15 protein-coding genes are annotated in these 17694 nt (G+C 65.7%); 7 read left to right on the top strand and 8 right to left on the bottom strand.

Annotation, left to right across the window (positions count from 1 at the left end; genetic code table 11):
- The 3 genes from AC6H42_RS31155 to lpdA form a co-directional block, all read left to right on the top strand.
- A partial coding sequence (locus AC6H42_RS31155) for a transketolase-like TK C-terminal-containing protein (protein WP_497549748.1) occupies window positions 1–1443 on the top strand: 1443 nt, incomplete at its 5' end.
- Window positions 1444–1462: 19 nt separating this feature from the next.
- Window positions 1463–3154 (top strand): dihydrolipoyllysine-residue acetyltransferase, encoded by a 1692-nt coding sequence (aceF, locus tag AC6H42_RS31150; protein WP_497549747.1) that lies wholly within the window; start codon window positions 1463–1465, stop codon window positions 3152–3154.
- Window positions 3155–3163: 9 nt separating this feature from the next.
- Window positions 3164–4954: a dihydrolipoyl dehydrogenase gene (lpdA, locus tag AC6H42_RS31145; protein ID WP_497549746.1), complete on the top strand. Its 1791-nt coding sequence runs from the start codon at window positions 3164–3166 to the stop codon at window positions 4952–4954.
- Window positions 4955–5334: 380 nt separating this feature from the next.
- On the opposite strand, the gene AC6H42_RS31140 is transcribed toward lpdA, so the two are convergent.
- Entirely contained in the window at window positions 5335–5949 is a 615-nt protein-coding gene (locus AC6H42_RS31140) for a hypothetical protein (RefSeq protein ID WP_497549745.1), read from the bottom strand.
- Between the two features lie 109 nt (window positions 5950–6058).
- Window positions 6059–6484 (bottom strand): PACE efflux transporter, encoded by a 426-nt coding sequence (locus AC6H42_RS31135; protein ID WP_497549744.1) that lies wholly within the window; start codon window positions 6482–6484, stop codon window positions 6059–6061.
- A 94-nt stretch (window positions 6485–6578) separates the two neighbouring features.
- Between AC6H42_RS31135 and AC6H42_RS31130 the strand changes: the two genes are divergently transcribed.
- Complete coding sequence (locus AC6H42_RS31130; protein WP_057157730.1) at window positions 6579–7490, top strand: LysR family transcriptional regulator; 912 nt, start codon at window positions 6579–6581, stop codon at window positions 7488–7490.
- 13 nt (window positions 7491–7503) lie between these two features.
- Here AC6H42_RS31130 and AC6H42_RS31125 read toward each other — a convergent pair whose 3' ends face one another.
- The 6 genes from AC6H42_RS31125 to AC6H42_RS31100 form a co-directional block, all read right to left on the bottom strand.
- A complete protein-coding gene (locus AC6H42_RS31125; RefSeq protein ID WP_057157409.1) occupies window positions 7504–7791 on the bottom strand; it encodes a DUF3144 domain-containing protein in 288 nt (95 codons plus the stop codon).
- Window positions 7792–7900: 109 nt separating this feature from the next.
- A complete protein-coding gene (locus tag AC6H42_RS31120; protein WP_497549743.1) occupies window positions 7901–8506 on the bottom strand; it encodes a redoxin domain-containing protein in 606 nt (201 codons plus the stop codon).
- Between the two features lie 16 nt (window positions 8507–8522).
- A complete protein-coding gene (locus AC6H42_RS31115) occupies window positions 8523–10775 on the bottom strand; it encodes a protein-disulfide reductase DsbD family protein (protein WP_497549742.1) in 2253 nt (750 codons plus the stop codon).
- Between the two features lie 18 nt (window positions 10776–10793).
- A complete protein-coding gene (locus tag AC6H42_RS31110; protein ID WP_057157411.1) occupies window positions 10794–12026 on the bottom strand; it encodes an RNA polymerase sigma factor in 1233 nt (410 codons plus the stop codon).
- 154 nt (window positions 12027–12180) lie between these two features.
- A complete protein-coding gene (locus tag AC6H42_RS31105; protein WP_057157412.1) occupies window positions 12181–12363 on the bottom strand; it encodes a hypothetical protein in 183 nt (60 codons plus the stop codon).
- An 82-nt stretch (window positions 12364–12445) separates the two neighbouring features.
- A complete protein-coding gene (locus tag AC6H42_RS31100; RefSeq protein WP_497549741.1) occupies window positions 12446–13117 on the bottom strand; it encodes a TetR/AcrR family transcriptional regulator in 672 nt (223 codons plus the stop codon).
- 190 nt (window positions 13118–13307) lie between these two features.
- Between AC6H42_RS31100 and AC6H42_RS31095 the strand changes: the two genes are divergently transcribed.
- From AC6H42_RS31095 to AC6H42_RS31085, 3 genes are read left to right on the top strand one after another with little or no spacing between them, the layout of a single operon-like run.
- The gene (locus AC6H42_RS31095) at window positions 13308–14420 is read left to right on the top strand and encodes an HlyD family secretion protein (protein WP_497549740.1); all 1113 of its coding nucleotides are present in this window, start codon (window positions 13308–13310) and stop codon (window positions 14418–14420) included.
- A 4-nt stretch (window positions 14421–14424) separates the two neighbouring features.
- Window positions 14425–16026, top strand: a complete 1602-nt coding sequence (locus tag AC6H42_RS31090) for a DHA2 family efflux MFS transporter permease subunit (RefSeq protein ID WP_057157415.1) — start codon at window positions 14425–14427, stop codon at window positions 16024–16026.
- A 19-nt stretch (window positions 16027–16045) separates the two neighbouring features.
- Entirely contained in the window at window positions 16046–17497 is a 1452-nt protein-coding gene (locus AC6H42_RS31085; protein WP_057157416.1) for an efflux transporter outer membrane subunit, read from the top strand.
- Window positions 17498–17694 lie beyond the last annotated feature (197 nt).

Below are 17694 nucleotides of genomic sequence, written 5' to 3'. Positions count from 1 at the left end.
CTGACCGACGAAGCCGTGCGCGAAATGCGCGACCGCTACTCGATCCCGATCCCGGACGACCAGCTGGCCGACATCCCGTTCTACAAGCCGGCCGACGACGCGCCTGAAATCAAGTACCTGCACGAGCGCCGCGCGGCGCTGGGCGGCTACCTGCCGCAGCGCCGCATGCAGGCGGACGAGAAGCTGACCGTGCCGCCGCTGTCGGCGTTCCAGAACGTGCTGGACGCGACCGCCGAAGGCCGCGAAGTATCGAGCACCCAGACTTTCGTGCGTATCCTGACCACGCTGCTGAAGGATCCGAGCATCGGCGCCCGCGTGGTACCGATCCTGGTCGACGAGTCGCGCACCTTCGGTATGGAAGGCCTGTTCCGCCAGGTAGGCATCTTCAACCAGCAGGGCCAGTTGTACGAGCCGGTCGACAAGGACCAGGTGATGTACTACCGCGAAGACAAGGCCGGCCAGATCCTGCAAGAGGGTATCAACGAAGCGGGCGGCATGAGCTCGTGGATCGCAGCGGCGACCTCGTACTCGACCAACAACCGCGTGATGATCCCGTTCTACACGTACTACTCGATGTTCGGCATGCAGCGTATCGGCGACCTGGTCTGGGCCGCCGCCGACATGCGCGCCCGTGGCTTCCTGATGGGCGGCACCGCCGGCCGCACCACGCTGAACGGCGAAGGCCTGCAGCACGAAGACGGCCATAGCCACCTGTTCGCCGCCGCCGTGCCGAACTGCATGCCGTACGATCCGACCTTCGGCCACGAAGTGGCGGTGATCGTGCAGGACGGCCTGCGCCGCATGGTGGAGAACCAGGAAGACGTGTTCTACTACATCACCATCATGAACGAGAACTACCCGCACCCAGGCATCAAGCCGGGCCAGGAAGAGGGCATCCTGAAGGGTATGTACCTGCTGCAGGAAGGCGACGCATCGCTCAAGCAGCGCGTGCAGCTGATCGGCTCCGGCACCATCCTGCGCGAATCGCTGTTCGCACAGGAACTGCTGAAGAACGACTGGAACATCGCCGCCGACGTGTGGTCCGCGCCATCGCTGACGCTGGTAGCGCGCGACGGCCAGGACGCCGAACGCTGGAACCTGGTCAACCCGACCAAGGAACAGCGCGTGCCGTACGTGGCGCAGCTGATGAAGGACACCACCGGCCCTATCGTGGCGACCACCGACTACATGCGTGCGTTTGCTGAACAGATCCGCGCCTTCATCCCGAAAGACCGCACCTACCGCGTGCTGGGCACCGACGGCTTCGGCCGCTCGGACACCCGCGCCGCGCTGCGCGAGTTCTTCGAAGTGAACCGTTACTACATCACGGTCGCTGCGCTGAAATCGCTGGCTGAAGAAGGCAAGATCGACGTGTCCGTGGTGCAGCAGGCAGTGGAGAAGTACGGCCTGGACGCGAACAAGCCAAATCCGGTGACCCAATAATTAGAACGGAGCAAACGCTATGAGCATTGTGGAAGTTAAAGTCCCGGATATCGGCGATTTCAAGGAAGTTGAAATCATCGAGCTGATGATCAAAGTCGGCGACACCATCAAAGTAGACCAGTCGCTGATCACCGTTGAATCGGACAAGGCCAGCATGGAGATTCCGTCCAGCGCCGCCGGCGTGGTCAAGGAAATCAAGGTCAAGGTCGGCGACAAGGTTGCCGAAGGTTCGCTGCTGCTGTTGCTGGAAGCTGACGGCGCTGCCGCTGCCGCCGCTCCTGCCGCCGCCCCTGCCGCTGCTGCGCCGGCGGCGCCTGCCGCCGCTGCTCCGGCTCCGGCTGCCGCTGCCGCTTCGCCGGCCGCCTCGGCTGGCCCGGTGGAAGTCAAAGTGCCGGACATCGGCGACTTCAAGGAAGTGGAAGTGATCGAAGTGATGGTCAAGGTTGGCGACACCATCAAAGTGGACCAGTCGCTGCTGACCGTTGAATCGGACAAGGCCAGCATGGAGATCCCGTCGTCGCACGCCGGCGTGGTCAAGGAAGTCAAAGTCAAGCTGGGCGACAAGGTTGCCATGGGCACGGTCGTGCTGGTGGTGGAAGCTTTGGGCGGCGCTGCCGCTCCTGCCGCAGCCGCTGCACCTGCCGCCGCAGCAGCGCCGGCGCCCGCCGCAGCAGCGCCGGCGCCCGCCGCAGCCGCACCGGCCGCTCCTGCCGCCGCCGCCCCTGCCGCTGCTGCTGCTCCGGCGGCATCGCAAGGCTCGGTCACCACCGGCAAGCTGGCGCACGCATCGCCATCGATCCGCAAGTTCGCCCGCGAACTGGGCGTGGACCTGGGCAAAGTGCCGGGCAGCGGTCCGAAAGGCCGCATCACCCAGGAAGATGTGCAGAACTTCGTCAAGGGCGTGATGGCCGGCACCGTGGCAGCGCCTGCAGGCGCCGCATCGTCCGCGCCGTCGGGCGGCGGCAACTTCAACGTGCTGGCATGGCCGTCGCTGGACTTCAGCAAGTTCGGCGAAACCGAACTGCTGCCGCTGTCGCGCATCAAGAAGATCTCCGGTCCGAACCTGCACCGCAACTGGGTCCAGATCCCGCACGTCACGCAATTCGACGACGCGGACATCACCGACCTGGAAGCATTCCGCGTCGAGACCAACAACGCCAACGCCAAGAACAAGGACGCCGCCAAGCTGACCATGCTGGCCTTCGTGATCAAGGCCTCGGTCGCCGCGCTGAAGAAGTTCCCGACCTTCAATGCCTCGCTGGACGCAAACGGCGAAAACCTGATCCTGAAGAAGTACTACAACATCGGTTTCGCTGCCGATACGCCGAATGGCCTGGTGGTACCGGTTGTGAAGAACGCCGACCAGAAGTCCGTTTCGCAGATCGCCCGCGAAATGACCGAACTGTCGCTGCAAGCGCGCGAAGGCAAGCTGAAGCCGACCGACATGCAAGGCGCCACCTTCACCATTTCCTCGCTGGGCGGCATTGGCGGCACGCATTTCACGCCTATCGTGAACGCACCGGAAGTGGCCATCCTGGGCCTGTCCAAAGCGTCGATCAAGCCTGTGTGGGACGGCAAAGCCTTCCAGCCGCGCCTGATGATGGGTACGTCCCTGTCCTACGACCACCGCGTGGTCGACGGCGCGATGGGGGCCCGCTTCTCCGTGTACCTGAGCGAAGTGCTCGGCGACATGCGCAAAATTCTGCTGTAAGGAGCGACCATGAGCACAGTGGAAGTCAAAGTCCCCAACATCGGCGACTTCGCCGAAGTTGAAGTGATTGAAGTGATGGTCAAGGTCGGCGATACGATCAAGGTCGACCAGTCGCTGATCACCGTCGAATCGGACAAGGCCAGCATGGAAGTGCCTTCGTCGCACGCCGGCGTGGTCAAGGAACTGAAGGTCAAGCTCGGCGACAAAGTGAAGGAAGGCGTTGTGCTGCTGGTGGTTGAGGAAGCCGCCGGCGCAGCCGCCGCAGCCGCACCTGCTGCTGCGCCTGCGGCCGCAGCTCAGGCACCGGCCGCCGCAGCGGCTCCGGCTGCTGCCGCACCGGTCGCCGCCCCAGCCGGTGGCAGCTATGCCGGCCAGGTCGACATCGACTGCGACATGATGGTGCTGGGCGGCGGTCCTGGCGGCTACTCGGCTGCCTTCCGCGCTGCGGACCTGGGCATGAACACGGTGATCGTCGAGCGTTACGAAACGCTGGGCGGCGTGTGCCTGAACGTGGGCTGCATCCCGTCGAAAGCGCTGCTGCACGTGGCTTCCGTGATCGACGAAACCGCGCACATGTCCAAGACCGGCGTCACCTTCGCCAAGCCGACCATCGACATCGACCAGGTGCGCGCCTACAAAGAAGGCGTCATCAAGAACATGACCGGCGGCCTGGCCGGCATGGCCAAAGCCCGCAAGACGCAAGTCGTTACCGGTGTCGGCCAGTTCCTGAGCGCGAACCACATCGAAGTCACCGCCAAGGACGGCAGCAAGAAGGTTGTCCAGTTCAAGCAAGCCATCATCGCCGCCGGTTCGGCGGTTGTGAAGCTGCCGTTCGTGCCTGAAGATCCGCGCATCGTCGATTCGACCGGCGCGCTGGAACTGCGCCAGATCCCGAAACGCATGCTGGTCATCGGCGGCGGCATCATCGGCCTGGAAATGGCCACCGTCTACTCCACCTTCGGCGCGCGCATCGACGTGGTCGAAATGATGGATGGCTTGATGCAAGGCGCCGACCGCGACGCGGTCAAGGTCTGGCAGAAGTTCAACGAGAAGCGCTTCGACAACATCATGACCAAGACCAAGACGGTCGCGGTCGAGGCCCTGCCGGAAGGCATCAAGGTCACCTTCGAAGCAGCGGAAGCCGGCGCCACCGCGCCAGCCCCGCAGGTCTACGACATGGTGCTGGTGGCCGTTGGCCGCAGCCCGAACGGCAAGAAGATCGCCGCCGACAAAGCCGGCGTGATCGTCACCGACCGCGGCTTCATCAACGTCGACAGCCAGATGCGCACCAACGTGCCCAACATCTTCGCCATCGGCGACCTGGTGGGCCAGCCGATGCTGGCGCACAAGGCGGTGCATGAAGGCCACGTTGCGGCAGAAGCGGCGGCAGGCCAGAAGTCGCACTTCGACGTGAAGGTGATTCCATCGGTGGCCTACACCGATCCGGAAGTGGCATGGGCCGGCATCACCGAAGACGAAGCGAAAGCCAAGGGCATCAAGGTCGAGAAGGGCCACTTCCCTTGGGCAGCGAGCGGCCGCGCCGTGGCCAATGGCCGCGCCGAAGGCTTCACCAAGCTGCTGTTCGACGCTGAAACGCACCGCATCATCGGCGGCACCATCGTCGGCACGCACGCCGGCGACATGATCGGCGAAATCGCGCTGGCCATCGAAATGGGCTGCGACGGCACCGACATCGGCAAGACGATCCACCCGCACCCGACCCTGGGCGAGTCGATCGGCATGGCCGCCGAAGTGTACGAAGGCGTCTGCACCGATCTGCCGCCACCGCGCAAGCGCTAAGCAGCAAACAAAAAACCCGCCACGGCGGGTTTTTTTACACCCGCGACGCGCCTGTCCGGCTCATCGAAAGCCGGTAACCGAATCGTTTGCGTGAGCGCGAATTATTTTCGTCACGCGGGGATCATTCTTGTATTTAGCGCTTAACTGCTCAAGTTGTTTTTGCGCAGTCTGGCAGTGCTTGACGACGGACCGCTCGATTTCCCGCTGCCGCTTTTCGCTCAACCCGCCGTCAAACTCTCCCGCAAAATGTTCGCAAGCGTTGGCGTTACGTATGAATGCCTGCACATCCTGCGGAGTTGTGTTTTTGGCGAATACGGTTGCGGGGGACGATAGGCACGCAAGCAGGACCACTGTTTTAATCCTCATTGCTCCCCCTCGTATTAGCGTCCGTTGTTCGACCAGTGAGGGACATCACGGCCGCCACCACCGTATTTCTTCACGCCATATGTGGCGCCGATTTCGATCAACTGCCGATTCATTCCGGTACGAGGCATTGTTCTGATCGTTACCAACTTGCCGTTTGCGTCCTTCACTGAAACTGTTCCATGCCAGGACAGCGACATGTCTATTGCCAGGCCCAAGTTATGTTGGGAGCGAAGCGCGGGTCTCGTGCGCAGTCGGCGTATTGACAGCGCACCGACCATGTCCTCTGCTGCCCGCACTGTGTCGGCACCTGCCGGATGCTGCCATTCGATATCCACGCCTCCCATGGCAGGAATCGAGCTGACGTCGGCTTTGTCATTCGCGATGCGCCAAGCCCAATGCATCAGGTAGGATCGTTTTGTGGGCCGGTATGTGGCATCTATTTTGACCCTGATGCCGGCTTCAGTCATGGCGGCTATAAAATCTTCCACGGCATGACGGAAAGTGCCGCTAAGGTCACTGGTGTCTCTACTGCCTGGAAAGCGTCGCGCCCATTGCGCGCCGCTTAATTCCTTGCTAACTCGATTTTCATGCGCACTTGCCTGCTTGCGCGCGAGATTGCTTGTCGCCATGTCGAACCTCCATTTTTCGGCTGGGTGCGCCGATGTTGGTGGAAGTCCAAAGCTTAGCGGGGGCGGTGGCTTAGGGCGTTGATCCCGGCCAAATTAAGCGCTCACAGATTCACCGGGCCATCGCCGAGGCGGGCAGGCCGAACACGCGGTCGAAGGTCCAGCTGAAGATGAAGGTGTAGACCATGAAGAAGATCACCAGGCCCAGGTCCAGCACGAAGGCGTCCCACAGCGACATGTTCAGCCACCACGCGAACAGCGGCACCAGCACCAGCACCAGGCCACCCTCGAAGCCCAGCGCGTGCGCCACCCGGCGCTTCACGCTGCGGCCGCGCGTGGCCTGGCGCGCTTCCCACGCTTCGAACAGCGAGTTGTAGACCAGGTTCCACACCACCGCCGTCAGCGACGAGCCCACGGCGGCAATGCCCGCGTGCCCGGCGTCGTGTCCGCCCAGCAGCATCAGCGCGCTGCTGGTGAGGCCGACGGCGATCAGTTCAAACAACGACACGTAGACGACTTTTCGCTTGATTCCTTGCATGGCTTTCCCCGTTTGATTCAATGGCGCCATGGTATCGATGTTTTTTTGATTGAAAAAGTCGACAGCTATCAGTTTTTCTGACAGCATGTGGCGTATGGCTTTCTCCAGCGACAACGTCGCCATCTTCCTTGCCGTGCTCGACCACGGCTCATTTTCTGCGGCGGCCCGCACGCTGGGCCGGGTGCCGTCGGCCGTCAGCATGGCGGTGGCGCAACTGGAAGCGGAACTCGACCTGCAGCTGTTCGAGCGCAGTTCGCGCAACGCCCGCCCGACCGAGATGGCGCGCGCGCTGGAAGCCGAGGCGCGCCAGATGGCCGGCCAGCTGCGCCGCCTGCAGGCGCACGCCTTGTCGCTGCACCGGGGCCTGGAGCAGCGCCTGACGCTGGCGATTGCGCCGGAACTGCTGTCGGCGCCGTGGAGCCATCCGCTGGCGCGGCTGGCGGAGGAATTCCCGTCGCTGGAGGTCGAGGTGCGTTCGGCGCCGCAGGCCGACGCGCTGCGCATGCTGCACCAGGGCGAGGCCCAGCTGGCGCTGATCTACGAGCGCCAGCGGGTGGACGAGCGCGAGGATTTCCAGGAGTTGGGCAGCGAGGTGCTGGTGGCGGTGATTTCGCCGCAACATCCGCAGGCACGGGGCCGCAACGGCAGTTTCCGCTGGGAAGACCTGGTCGACATTCGCCAGATCGCCATCGCCAGCCGCGACACGCAGGCGCAGGACGAACGCATCCTCATCTCGCGCAAGGTATGGCGCACCGACAGCCACCTGGCCACGCTGGGACTGGTGCAGGCGGGACTGGGCTGGGCTTACCTGCCGAAACGGCTGGCGGCGCCGCTGGTGGACGCGGGCGAGCTGCTCGGCATCGGCTTCGAGCACATGAGCAACCAGGTGCGGCTATGGGTGGATGTGGTGTGGCTGAATGACAAACCGCTCGGCCTGGGGGCCAAGCGGCTGATCGCCCTGATGAAGGATATCTCGGGGCTGGAGGCGCGCCCGGCGCAGGACTAGGCCGGGCGGCGGATTACTTGGTGCGGTATTTCTCGAAGTTCACTTCGAAGTCGCCGAAGTTATCGTTCAGCATCTTCTCGTGTTGCTCCTTGTAGTACTGGATGGCAGCGTCCTTCTGTTGGGCGAAGGCTTCCTGGTTGCCGGTCGAGACAGCCAGCATATAGGCGTTGAAACGGGTGGCCGCGAACAGGATGGCCGGGCCGATGGTGTTGCGGTCCAGGGTCTGGGCCTTGTCGTTGGCCAGGTTGATGAAGGCGTCGACAAGTTGCCAGAATTGTTCGTCGGAGGTAGGGGTAGTCATGGATGTCTCTGGAAATAATTTAAACGAGTGGGCATCCTGCCACGAATCGGCGCATTAGTCGAGCGGCGGCGCGCGCAGGCGCCGCCTTGTGGACGGCCGGCGCGGCAGGCTAGCCGTATTTCACCGAGCAGCCGTAGGGCTGGGTCACCGGCTTGCTGACCGGCTTGCCTGCGGTGGCCTCGTCGATGGCTTGCACCACGTAGTTGCTGGCGCCGGGGATATCGGCGGCGTTGGCGCTGGGCTTGCTGTCGATGGCGCCGGCGTACACCAGCTTGCCGGCCGGATCGATCAGGTACATATGCGGCGTGGTGCGCGCGCCATAGGCGCGGCCGATCTTGCCGCTGTCGACCAGGATGGCGTTGGCCGTGGCCTTCTTCTCCTTGGCCCAGCTGGCCAGCGACGCCGCCGCTTTCGGGTCGCCGTCCGGCGCGGCGCTGGTGCTTACCGACAGCCACACCACCTGCTTGCCGGCCGCGTGCTTCTGCGTGTTTTGCATATTGCCGCTGTTGTAGTGCTTTTGCACGAAGGGGCAGTCGGGATTGACCCATTCGAGTACCACGTATTTGCCTTTCAGGCTGTCCAGCGAGACCGCCTTGCCGGCCGTATCCACCCCGGTGAACAGCGGGGCGGGCTGGCCCACCACCGCTTGCGCCATGGCCAGTGCGGTGCCCGTCAAACCTGCGATCAATGCTGCTGTCAACGTCAGGGTTTTCATGCGATTTCCTTTCAGGTCAGAGTTGGTTTAAAGCCGTCCTTACTTGTTCCACCGTCAGCAGTTCGGACAGCAACTGCGGCGGGGCGTCGCCGGGGGCGTACAGCGCGTACACCGGCACCCCGTTACGGCCCAGCCGGGCCAGTTGCTGCGTGATGGCCGGATCGCGGCGGGTCCAGTCTGCGCGCAGCAGTACTACGTTCCTGGCCTCGAAGTCCGCCAGCAGGCTGGCATCGGCCAATGCCGCCCGCTTGTTGAATTGGCAGGTGACGCACCACGCGGCGGTGAAGTCGACGAACACCGGCTGGCCTGCCGCGCGCGCTTGCGCCACTGCCGTTTCGGACCAGGCGGACCAGCGCGCGCCAGCCAAGGATGCGCTCTTCGCGCCATTCGCTGCGCTGTTGGCCGCCCCAACGCTGCCATCGCCGGCGCGCAGCAGCGGGCCGGCGGTGCCGACTGCCGCCGCCAGCGTCAGCAGGCCTGCACCTCCCAGCAGCACGCGCGAGCGGGGCCGGCGCACCGGCGTGCCCAAGGTCCAGGCGGCGAAGGCCAGCGCCACCAGCATGGCCAGTGCAGCGGTCATGCCGTCGATCCCGGTCTGCTGGCCGAGCACCCAGGCCAGCCACACCACGGTGGCGAACATGGGGAAGGCCATCAGCACCTTGAAGCGTTGCATCCACGCGCCCGGTTTCGGCAGTACGCGGGCCAGGCCCGGCCAGCAGGATGCCGCCAGATAGGGGGCCGCCATGCCGAGGCCGAGCACCACGAAGATGGCCAGCGCCTTCGGGGCCGATTCCGTTAGCGCGGCGCCCATGGCGGCGCCCATGAAGGGCGCGGTGCACGGCGAGGCCACCGCCACCGCGAGCGCGCCGCTCAAGGCGTCGTCCAGCAGGCGGTTGCGGGCGCGGAAGCTGGCCAGCGCGCTGGGCAGCATGGTGCCGAACTCGAATGCGCCCGCCAGGTTCAGGCCGATCAGCGTGAACAGCGCGGCCAGCAGGAACACCACAAGCGGCGACTGCAGCTGGAAGCCCCAGCCCAGCTGCTCGCCGCCCGCGCGCAGGGCCAGCAGCAGGCCGGCCAGCGCGGCGAACGACAGCACCACTCCGGCAGTATAGGCAAGGCCGCCGGCGATTGCCTGATTGCGCGCCTGTTCGCGTTCGCTGCCGTGCTGCGCCAGGCTGACCAGCTTGAGCGACAGCACGGGGAACACACAGGGCATCAAATTCAGGATGGCGCCGCCGAGGAAGGCGAACAACAGCGTGAGCAGGAAGGCGGGCGCGCTGCCGGCGGATGCCGGGACTGTTGCTGGTGCAGGGGCAGCAGCAGGGGCAGCAGCAGGGGCAGCCGCACTGGTGCCGGCCGAGCCAGGGGCGGGCCAGCCGCCAGCGATGGTGACCGGCAGCGCCCATCCTGCGGGCTGGCTGGCGGCTTTCAGGACGATGTGCAGCGCGGCGGGGCTTTCGCTGCGCTGCGCCGACAGCGGCACGCGCAGCGTGAGCAGGCCATCCGCCCAGCGCTGGTCCACCTTGGCGGCGTAATCGATGACGCCCGCGTCTTCCACCATCAGGCGCAGCGGCTGGCCTTGCGCGGCTGCGGGCAGGCCGCGAATCTCCATGGCCAGCGCCTTGCCGTCCACGCGGGCGCTGGCGCTGGCCTGCGGCAAGGCTAGCGGCGCGGCGGCGCGCGCCGCGTCGAACAGCGCCTGGTGCGCGCTGACGGGCGCGTCGACGGGGATGGTGAGGTGAAAGTCGCCTGATTCCGGCAGGCAGATCTCCTTGCACACCAGCCATTCCGCATGCAGCTTGACGCCCAGCGTCTTGCCTGCATAGCCGGCTGGGACGGTCACCGGCACCGGCAGCAGCACGCGGCCTTCGTAGCCGTAGTTGAGCAGCGGGCCAAGCGGCAAGTGCTGCGGCGTTGGCCACGCGATCTCGCCAGCCGCAAAGCCGGGCGGCAGTGTCCAGGACAGCGTGGTCGGCAGGCCCGAGTCGCCCGGATTCTTCCAGTAGGTGTGCCAGTGCGGCTGATGCTCGATCGCCAGGCCCAGCCACAGTGGTTTGCCGGGCTGTAGGCCCTGCGGCGCGTGCGCCAGCAGCTCGGCCCGCACGTGCTCAGTGACCACGGCGGCCGTGGCTGCAGTGGCAGTAATCGCTGCGGCTGCGCTGATGCTGGCGGCCGCTGCGGCGCTGTCGCTGGCCGCCGCAGCGCGCGCCGGTGGTGCGGACATCAGGGTGGCTGCCAGCACGGCAGCAAGAAACTTTACGTTACGCATCAAGGCCTGAACCCTCCGTCACAACAGATTCAGCGTCATATCGATATGGCTGGCGACCGGCGCGCTGTTGACCAGCTCGCGCGCGCGCAGCATGGCCGCTTGCGCGTCGCCGTTGCGACCCAGGCGCTTGAGCAGCATGCCGCGCACGCTGAAATAATATGCGTAGCCGGACAACTCCGCCGCCAGCGGATCGATCAGCACCAGCGCCGCCGTTGGTCCGCGCAATTTGTCCACTGCCACCGCCCGGTTCAGGGTCACGATGGGGGAGGGGTGCACCACTTGCAGCACGGCGTACAGGCGGTCGATTTCGGCCCAGTCGGTGTCGGCCGCGTTCTCGGCCTGCGCGTGCACCGCCGCCACCGCCGCCTGGATCTGGTAGGGCGTCAGTTCGCGGCAATGCAGCGCCGTGTCCACCATGGGCAGCGCCTGCTCGATCAGGGCCTGGTTCCAGCGCCGCCGGTCCTGGTCGTCCAGCAGGATCAGCGCGCCGCTGGCGTCCACCCGCGCGCCGGCGCGCGCGTGCTGCAGCATCAGCAGCGCGGCCAGCCCCAGCGCGCCGCCGTCGTGCGGGAACATGCGCGCCAGCAGGCGCGCCAGCCTGATGGCCTCCTCGCACAGCTCCATGCGGATGTACTGCCGGCCGCTGCTTGACGCGTAGCCTTCGCTGAACAGCAGGTACACCATGGCCAGCACCGTCTTCAGCCGCTCGGCGCGCTCGTGCGCCGCCGGCTGCTCGAACGAGGTGCCGGTTTCGGCCACGCGGCGCTTGGCGCGCGCGATGCGCTGTTCCATGGCCGGCTGGCGGATCAGGAAGGCGTGCGCAATCTGCTGCACGTCCAGGCCGCACACCAGGTGCAGCAACAGCGGGATCTGGTAGGACGGCGGCAGGCCCGGACTGGCGCAGATATAGAGCAGCCGCAGCGTGTCCTCGCGAAACGGGATGAAGTCCGCGTTGCGCTGGATGCCGATATTGGCGTCCACGCTGTCGGCCACGTAGTCGGGGTCGGACAGGGCCTGGCCGTGCATGCTGACCGGCGCCAGGCCGGCATTGCGGCCGCAAGCGACCAGCCAGGCCAGCGGATCGCCCGGCAGGCCGTTGCCCGGCCACAGCAGGCGCGCGCGCATGGCCGCGTCCTGCCAGGCGTTCAGCGCCAGGTCCAGGTCGCGGAAGGTGCGCAGCAGCGCCGCCAGCGCCTGCGGGCGGTACAGGGACAGCACGTGCGCGATGGTGTCGGTGTCGGGTGGTGCCACGTCGGATCGGTCAGGGTTGTGCGCAAGGATCTAGCTTAAGGCAAAGCGCGTGCCAGCGCCTAGCCGGGGGCGTAAAAAAACCGGGAAAAATTCCCGGTTGGTGTGCCGCCCTCGGGCGCGCTGGGTGGTGACCCGTTTGGTGCCAGGCTAGCGTTCAGCTAGCGATGAAGCGCGAAGGGATCTCGATGCCGCCCGCTCGCGCAGCCTCTGCGTAGGCGCGCAATTCGTCGATGGCCGCTTCGAGCTGTTCCTTGGTGGGGTTCGCCTGGAAGCCCTTGATGCGCTCGTTCAGCGCGGCTACTTGTTTGCTCCATTCAAGACGAGTGAACTTGCTCATACAACCTCCTGTTTAAAGGCACAGGATGCGCGGGACGGCGGTTTTTCTCAGTGCGCTAGCGCACACAAGCTTACAGCGCGGCTCAGTCCTTGCGCAGCGCGCCGCCCAGGAACAGCTCCACCCCCACTTCCACCTGCCGGCGCACATCGGGCATGGGCGCGGTCGCGTTGATCACGAACAGGTAGCGTTTCAACTGGTCGCCCATGATGCAGTTCAGCAAATGCACGGTGAGCGCGTCGGGCGGCATGTCCTGGCGCAACTGGGCGCGGATATCGGGGCGGGCGAAGTAGCGCTGCACCGCTTCGCGGGTCTGCTTGGGGCCGGCCTCGAAGAAGGCCAGCGCCAGTTCCGGATTGGACATGGACTCGGCGATGACCATGCGGTGCACCGCCAGCACCTGCGGCGACGCGACCAGCTGGCCGAAGCGCAAGGCAAAGTCCAGCAGGACCTCGCGCAGCGGGCGCACCGAAGTCTCCATGTCGTGCATGGTGGCGAAGAAGGGCGCGCAGCCGGCGTTGATGACGGCCGTAAACAGCCCGGCCTTGCCGCCGAACTTGACGTAAATGGTGCGCACCGCCACCCGCGCCTGCCTGGCGATCATTTCCAGGCTGACCTTGCTGTAACCCTTTTCCAGGAACAGCCGGCCGGCCGTTTCCACCAGTTCCTGGGTACGGGCTTCGGTCTCGGAGGCGCGCGGACGGCCCGCAGTCTTGGCGGGGCAGTGGGCGACGCCGAAAAACTCGACTTCTGGCATTGCAGGTAGTATTCCTTGCAACTTTTCTGAACTGGCGGATGTCATGGCGGCTTGCTGTCTGGTTACTCGGCATCTTATCAGATGGGGACTGTAGTCCAAAATAAAATGAAATGCAATCGTTTCATTTCTTGACTTGCCGCAGCGCTTGTCGAATAATGCACCTATTCCATTTCATTATTTCGGAGCCCGCATGTCCAACCAAGCAGAGCAAAAAATGCTGAGCGCCGCTGCCGGCCAAGCGGCGCAGCCGGCCGCCCCGGCGGCCCCCGCCGCCGCACCCAACCGCCGCGTGCTCGTCATCGCCGGCCTGATCGCCCTGGCCGCCATCGGCGCCGGCGCCCGCATGTGGTACCGCAGCCATTACTTTGTTGAAACTGAAAACGCCTATGTGGCCGGCCATGTGCACCCGGTGTCGGCCCGCATTTCCGGCGTGGTGACCAAGGTGCTGATCGAAGACAACCAGATGGTGAAACAGGGCGACGTGATCGCCGAGCTGGACCCGTTCGACCAGCACGTGAAGGTGGAGCAGATCGAAGCGCAGATCGCCACCGCCGAGCAGCAGGTGCTGCAGGCCGACGCGCAGATCGCGCAAGTCAACGCCCAGGCGTCGGCCGCCGCCGCGCAAGTGGCGCAGTCCGAAGCGCAGATGCTGCGCGCCAGGCAGGATGCCGAGCGCTACGGCCAGCTGTACAACAGCCAGATGAAGGCCGTGTCGAAGGCGGAACTGGACGCGGCCAACGCCGGCCGCTCCGGCGCCACCGCCGACCTGGCCGCGCGCAAGGACAGCGCCGCCGCCGCCAAGGCCCAGACCACCGCCGCCACCGCCGCGCGCGAAGTGCTCAAGGCGCAAGTGCATGTGCTGCGCGTGCAACTCAAGGACGCGCGCCAGCAGCTGGCCTACAACCGCATCCTGGCGCCGGTGGACGGCCGCATCGGCAAGCGCTCGCTGGAAGTGGGCCAGCGCGTGCAGCCGGGCCAGCAGCTGACCGCCATCGTGCAGGACAACGTCTGGGTCACCGCCAACTTCAAGGAAACCCAGCTGGCCGAACTGAAAGTGGGCCAGCCGGTGCACGTGACGATCGACGCCATGCCGGGCAAGGCCCTGGTGGGCCGCGTGGACAGCTTCGCGCCCGCCTCCGGTGCGCAGTTCGCGCTGCTGCCGGCCGATAACGCCACCGGCAACTTCACCAAGATCGTCCAGCGCGTGCCGGTCAAAGTCACCTTCAAGCCGGAAGACGTGAAAGCGCTGAGCGGCCGCCTGGTGCCCGGCATGTCGGCCATCGCCGAAGTGGAACTGAAGTAAAGCCATGAGCAGCACCAATACACTCGCCGCAGGCGCCCCGGCGCTGCCGCAGAACGGCCAGAAGGTCGACCTGCGCACCTGGATCGCGGTCGGCGCCGGCATGCTGGGCGCCTTCATGGCGGTGCTCGACATCCAGATCACCAACGCCTCGCTGAAGGACATCCTCGGCAGCCTGTCGGCCACGCAGGAAGAAGGCTCGTGGATCTCCACCGCCTACCTGGTGGCCGAGATCATCGTCATCCCCATGACCGCGCTGTTTACCCGCGTGTTCGGCGCGCGCCGCTACATGATGGGCACCACCGCCTTGTTCCTGCTGTTCTCCACCCTGTGCGGCGCGGCCTGGAACCTGGAAAGCATGATTGTGTTCCGCATGGCGCAAGGTTTCACCGGCGGCGCGCTGATCCCGATGGCGTTCACCCTGGTGATGCTCAAGCTGCCGCCTTCCAGGCGCGCCGCCGGCATGGCCATCTTCGGCTTGACCGCCACGCTGGCGCCGTCCATGGGCCCGACACTGGGCGGCTACCTGAGCGAAATCTACGGCTGGCCATCGATCTTCTACATCAACTGGGTGCCCGGCCTGCTGCTGATGGCCGGCATCGCCTACGGGCTGGATTCGGAAAAGACCAAGTGGGGCGACCTGCTGAAGACCGACTGGATCGGCATCGGCTTCATGGCGCTGGGCCTGGGCTGCCTCACCATCTTCCTCGAAGAAGGCAACAGCAAGGACTGGTTCGACTCCGGCTTCATCATCGCCTTCGCCTCGCTGGCGCTGGTGGGTTTGCTGGGCTGGGTGGTCACCAGCGCCACGCGGGCCAACCCCTTCGTCAACCTGGCGCTGTACGGCCAACGCAACTTCCTGGTCGCCACCGCGCTGTCGGCGGTGTTCGGCATGGCGCTGTACGGCTCGTCCTTCCTGCTGCCGCTGTACCTGGGCCAGATCGCCGGCTACTCGCCGATGCAGATCGGCGAAGTCATCATGTGGGCCGGCCTGCCGCAGCTGTTCATCATGCCCTTCGTAGCCAAGCTGTCGGGCAAGGTGGACAACCGCATCCTGTGCTCCTTCGGGCTGCTGCTGTTCGGCCTGTCCTGCCTGATGAACGCCTACATGGACGCCACCACCGGCTACGACCAGCTGCTGGCGTCGCAAGTGGTGCGCGCGCTGGGCCAGCCCTTCGTGATGCTGACGCTGTCGAACTTCGCCATGCAAGGCATCCCGCAGAAAGACGTGGCCTCGGCATCGAGCCTGTTCAACATGACGCGCAACCTGGGCGGCTCGATCGGCATCGCGCTGCTGGCCACCTCGCTGTCGCAGCGCGAGCACTTCCATTCGCAGCGGCTGGGAGAGGCCATCAACTCGTTCGCGCCGGCCGCGCAGGAGCGTCTGGCCGCACTGACGCAGTCCTTCATCAGCAAAGGCTACGACGCCTCCATGGCGGCCGACCAGGCGCTGAAGGCGATCGACGGCATCGTGCGGCGCGAATCCTACGTGATGGCCTACAACGACGGCTTCTTCATTGTCGCCGCGATCCTGCTCGCTTGCATACCGGTGCTGTGGATGTCCGACAAGGTCAAATCCCCCGGCGGCGCCGGCGGCGGCGCGCATTAATCTAAAAGGTATAAACGATATGTTCAGTTCATTCAAAAAGGTCACGCTGGCCGCCGCTGTTGGGCTGGCGCTGGCAGGCTGCAGCACCGTGGGTTCCGATTTCAGCGCGCCGCAGAATGTGGCCGACGCCGGCTACCGCCATGCCCCGGTGGGCGAGCGGGGCGCAGCGCGCCTGCCGGCGCAATGGTGGACCATCTACGGCGACGACACCTTGAACCGCCTGGAACAGAGCGCGCTGCGCGACAATCCCAGCGTGAAAGCGGCCGCGCAGCGCCTGCTGCAGGCGCAGGCGCAGCTGGGCCTGGCGCGCGCCAGCGAATCGCCCTCGCTGAGCGTAAATGGCGGCGTGTCGAACTCGCGCACCTCGGCCAACACCTCGCAAGGCATCGCGCTGGGCAACCGCTCCATCCACGGCAACAACTACTCGCTGGGCGCCTCGATGTCGTACGAAGTGGACCTGCTGGGCCGCGTGCGGCGCATGGTTGAAGCGGCCGACGCGCAAGCGCTGGCGGCTGTGGCGGACCGGGACGGCGTGCTGTTGCTGCTGTCCTCGCAGGTGGCCACCACCTACTGGCAGCTGCGCGGGCTGGACACCGAGATCGCCATCCTGAACGGCGCGCTCGACAGCCGCCGCGAAAGCGAGGAACTGGTCAACGCCCGCTTCAACGCCGGGCTGTCGAATGAGCTGGACACCTCGCGCGCCCGCATCGAGCGCGCCAACGCCGAAGCGGACCTGCAGGAAGTGCAACGCCAGCGCAACACGCTGGAGCACAGCCTGGCCACGCTGACGGGCGCATCGCCGTCGGCCATGCAACTGCCGGCCGCTGCGGTGGCCAGCCTGCCGCAGCCGCCGGCGATCCCGGTCGGGCTGCCGGCCAGTTTGCTGTCGCAGCGTCCCGACCTGGCTGGCAGTGTCGCCACGCTGCGCGCCGCCAACGCGCAGATCGGCGTGGCCGAAGGCGCGTTCTACCCCACGCTCAGCCTGACCGGCAATTTCGGCTACGCGTCCGAAAGCCTGAGCGAAATCGCGCGGGGCGGTTCGCGCCAGTTCAGCGTCGGCCCGCTGGCATTGTCGCTGCCGATTTTTGACGGCGGCCGCAACCGCGCCAACCTCGCGCTGGCCAAGGCGCGTTACGAAGAAGCACTGGCCAACCACCAAGGCAAGCTGCTGACGGCGCTGCGCGAAGTGGAAGACGCGTTATCGGACGTGCAGCAAAGGCAGAAGCAGGAGCTGGTGCAAGCGCAATCGCGGGAAGCCGCGGCGCGCGCCTACCTGGTCGCGCGCGCCCGCTACGAGCGCGGCGTCTCCACCTACCTGGACGTGACGGATGCCCAGCGCAGCAGTCTGGCTGCCGACCGCGCCGCCGCCCAAATCACCACCCAGCGCCTGCTCGCCACGGTCGCCGTCGCCCGCGCCCTCGGTGCCGGCTGGCAATCCCAAGGCCCCCTCGCCGCCATCGCCTCCCGCTAACCAAACCAAGCAAGCTGAGCCGCATTCCCTGAACACCGGGGTCAGACCCCGAATCCTTTCGAATGCGGCACAGCTCGCCAGGCTGGAATATTGCGGCGGGGCAGATCCAGATGGCGGTTGCTGGCGTTGTTTCACTCTATAAGCGAACTCAGCCGCACACTCGGGGTCTGACCCCGAAGTGGGGGAAATGCGGCTCA

It is taken from the genome of Massilia sp. NBRC 108631 (assembly GCF_059704565.1).
The sequence above is the reverse complement of the archived record's forward strand: the minus strand, read 5'-3'. Positions and strand labels throughout refer to the sequence as shown.